Source organism: Aneurinibacillus terranovensis DSM 18919 (assembly GCF_000430625.1).
Taxonomy (GTDB): Bacteria; Bacillota; Bacilli; order Aneurinibacillales; family Aneurinibacillaceae; genus Aneurinibacillus_B; species Aneurinibacillus_B terranovensis.
This window is the reverse complement of sequence record NZ_AUMJ01000111.1, coordinates 1-2,102: the sequence shown is the minus strand read 5'-3', so window position 1 is coordinate 2,102 and position 2,102 is coordinate 1. Positions and strand designations below refer to the sequence as shown.

Sequence of the window (2,102 nt, the reverse complement as noted above, 5' to 3'; positions counted from 1 at the left end):
CGGGTCGCTTAAATCGCGCCTGCGCCCCATTACAATCGAAGGAGGACATAACTTATTTTTTTCGAAATTGTGTCTTGACAATGGGGGGCATTACAGAAGCGGTTTCGGGGAAAACCTTTGAAACTCTTGATCCTTCAAACAAAAAAGTATTGGCTGTGGTGAGTGAAGCAGGACCAGAAGATGTCAATAAAGCGGTAAAAGCAGCCCGTCAAGCTTTCGAAAATGGTCCGTGGAAAAAAATGAGTGCTTCTGAACGTGGTCGTCTCATTTATAAATTAGCGGATTTAATGGAAGCCCATCAAGAAGAGTTAGCACAGCTAGAAACCTTAGATAATGGGAAACCCATTCGTGAAACAAGCAATGCGGATGTGCCCCTTGCCATTGATCATATCCGTTATTATGCTGGATGGGCTACCAAAATTGTGGGACAAACCATTCCAGTTGCAGGTAACTATTTTAACTATACTCGCCATGAACCGGTTGGTGTGGTCGGACAAATTATTCCATGGAATTTTCCTCTCCTGATGGCAACCTGGAAATTAGGAGCAGCCCTTGCTACGGGATGTACGATCGTTTTAAAACCAGCAGAGCAAACCCCGCTGTCAGCTTTATATTTAGGTCAATTAGCACTTGAAGCAGGATTTCCAGCCGGGGTTATCAATATTATACCAGGATTTGGAGAAACAGCCGGAGCACCGCTTGTAGAGCATCCGGATGTGGATAAAATTGCCTTTACAGGTTCCACGCCTGTAGGAAAAATGATTATGCGTCAAGCAGCGGGTACAGTAAAAAAGATCTCCCTTGAGCTGGGTGGAAAATCGCCTAATATTATTTTACCGGATGCCGATATGAGTAAAGCGATTCCCGGAGCTTTAATGGGCATTATGTTTAACCAAGGACAAGTTTGTGCTGCTGGCTCTCGTCTTTTTATTCAGAAGAAATCTTATGATAATGTGGTCGCTGATTTAGCTGCCCATGCACAAAAAATTAAGCAAGGGGCTGGAATTGAGCCATCTACCCAAATGGGACCATTGGTTTCTGAGGAGCAATTAGAACGTGTAGGAAGCTATATTGAAAAAGGAAAGGCAGAAGGTGCAGAAGTGGTTACCGGTGGCGTTTATGGTCATGGAGATGGCTATTTTGTAGCTCCCACGATTTTTGCTGATGTCAACGATGAGATGACCATTGCCAAAGAAGAAATCTTTGGTCCTGTTGTAGCCGCCATGCCATTTGAAGATTTAGACGATGTGATACGTCGGGCAAATAACTCCGAATATGGATTAGCAGCAGGTTTATGGACACAGGATGTGAAGAAAGCCCACTATGTAGCCAATGAATTAAAGGCAGGTACGGTATGGGTAAACTGTTACAACGCTTTTGATGCAGCTTCTCCTTTTGGAGGATACAAACAAAGTGGGATTGGACGAGAAATGGGAAGCTATGCATTAGAAAATTATACCGAAGTCAAGAGCGTATGGATTAACTTAAACTAATCCAAAATCGACTACATCATTTGAATAGAATTAGGTAATAGGGACAAGCTTTTGTCCCTATTTATCATTTTGGCCGAGAAGAGAAATTATTAAGGTGTTCATTGTCCTGCGAGACGGCTCTGTTAGGCCTGTTGATTAACCATATGGTGTTGTAAAATGCATAAATTTGTTACAGAAGTATCAGGAGGGCAAATAGGGGCCCGACACATCAATAAAAAAATAACTAAAAATCGAAATTTTTAGAGGTAATTCTCTTTATTTTGTCGAAAAAATATAACATTTGTTATATAACAGATATAAAATAGATAAGGATCATGAAACACAAAAGGGAAAAAACTAAAGATAGGAGTAGAAACCATGGCGACAAAAGAGAGACAGAAGGACATTATGTTTTTGGATGAAACGGCTAACTTAAAGAATTATGACGAAACAGCCAGAACAGCGAACTGGAAAGATGCCGAGAAGAATTTTTCCTGGTTTACAACCGGAAAAGTGAATATGGTATATGAGGCGATTTACAATGAACCCATAAGGTGAGACACAAGGAGGCGATAAATAAGTTATACTGAGGACATGGAGAAACGAAATCGATATACGGCAGAATTTAAG

General features: G+C 41.2%; 2 protein-coding genes. Both read left to right on the top strand.

What is annotated here, in order from left to right:
- Positions 1 to 80 precede the first annotated feature (80 nt).
- Positions 81 to 1,493 (top strand): aldehyde dehydrogenase family protein, encoded by a 1,413-nt coding sequence (locus H525_RS0115400; protein WP_035101542.1) that lies wholly within the window; start codon positions 81 to 83, stop codon positions 1,491 to 1,493.
- 357 nt (positions 1,494 to 1,850) lie between these two features.
- The gene (locus H525_RS0115395) at positions 1,851 to 2,030 is read left to right on the top strand and encodes a hypothetical protein (RefSeq protein ID WP_027416906.1); all 180 of its coding nucleotides are present in this window, start codon (positions 1,851 to 1,853) and stop codon (positions 2,028 to 2,030) included.
- The last annotated feature ends 72 nt before the right edge of the window (positions 2,031 to 2,102 follow it).